2 protein-coding genes are annotated in these 1,066 nt (G+C 34.6%); one reads left to right on the top strand and one right to left on the bottom strand.

The genetic code is table 11. The annotated features are described in order from the left end of the window. The first annotated feature begins 240 nt into the window (after positions 1-240). Positions 241-375, top strand: coding sequence for a hypothetical protein (locus CHL78_RS21395; protein ID WP_274541877.1), 135 nt, complete (start codon positions 241-243; stop codon positions 373-375). Between the two features lie 100 nt (positions 376-475). Here the strand turns inward: CHL78_RS21395 and CHL78_RS20220 are convergent. Beyond that, on the bottom strand, positions 476-1,066 hold a 591-nt coding region (locus CHL78_RS20220; RefSeq protein ID WP_147295877.1), incomplete at its 5' end, for a putative PEP-binding protein.

Raw genomic sequence — 1,066 nt, 5'->3', positions numbered from 1 at the left:
CTATAAATATGGGTATAAACTACCTAAAGATAATGGAAAGGAATTGATGACATGAAAGTAACATTAGCACAAACAGCTATAACTACGCTTCAAGACATCCTAAAGGATAAGAAGGATCAACCTTCTAACGTAAGAGTTTATTTTGCAGGTATTGGCTGAGGCGGTCCATCTTTTGGACTTGCTCTGGATGAGCAAAAGGATACTGACTTAACATATGAAGTTGAGGGAATCACATTTGTTATGGACAAAAGTGAATATGAGCAATATGGAGATATATCAATAACTGATACTGGTTATGGATTTAAAGTTGCTCCAGAAAAAATGGATGACAGTGACGGCGGATGCGGTGGCTGTGGCGGTGGCTGCGGTCATTAATAAAAAAATCCTCTACCTATTTGGGTAGGGGATTTTTTATGTAATAGATAAACTATAAATAAAAAAGCCACTAGTATACTAGTGACTTTTCATATATTAACTAAAAGTTAAAAGTCTTATCTACGTGGTTCTTTATTTCTTCAGCAGTACCCATAGTTAATACTTCATCAGCAAAGTTTTTCATATCTTCGTGGCTTACTGAAGTTATGAACTTTCTAGCTGGAAGTATAGATATTGGTGACATTGAGAATTCATCAAGTCCCATACCTAATAGTATTGGTATCATTCTCTTATCTCCTGCAGACTCTCCACACATACCTGCCCATTTTCCTTCTTTATGAGCATTATCTATAACTGTTTTTATTAATCTTAATACAGCTGGGTTGAATTGGTTGTAAAGATAACTTATCTTTTGGTTCATTCTATCAACTGCACAAGTGTATTGTATTAAGTCGTTTGTTCCTATAGAGAAGAAATCAACATGCTTTGCAAGTATATCACTTATTACTGCAGCTGCTGGTATTTCTATCATCATACCAACTTCTACGTCTTTAGCGTACTCAATACCTTCTGCATCAAGTTCAGCTAATACTTCTTTGATTACTTCTTTAGCAGCTAATAATTCTTCTAAGCAAGATATCATAGGGAACATTATTCTTAATTTTCCATGTATACTTGCTCTATATAAAGC

The organism is Romboutsia weinsteinii, assembly GCF_002250835.2.
In the GTDB taxonomy this organism is placed as follows: Bacteria; Bacillota; Clostridia; order Peptostreptococcales; family Peptostreptococcaceae; genus Romboutsia_A; species Romboutsia_A weinsteinii.
Note: the sequence above shows the minus strand (reverse complement) of the source record. Positions and strands in the feature narration are given on the sequence as shown.

Bases quoted from the DNA above. Each gene is read 5' to 3' on its own strand.
- CHL78_RS21395 (WP_274541877.1), top strand. From the start codon at position 241: ATGGACAAAAGTGAATATGAGCAATATGGAGATATATCAATAACTGAT.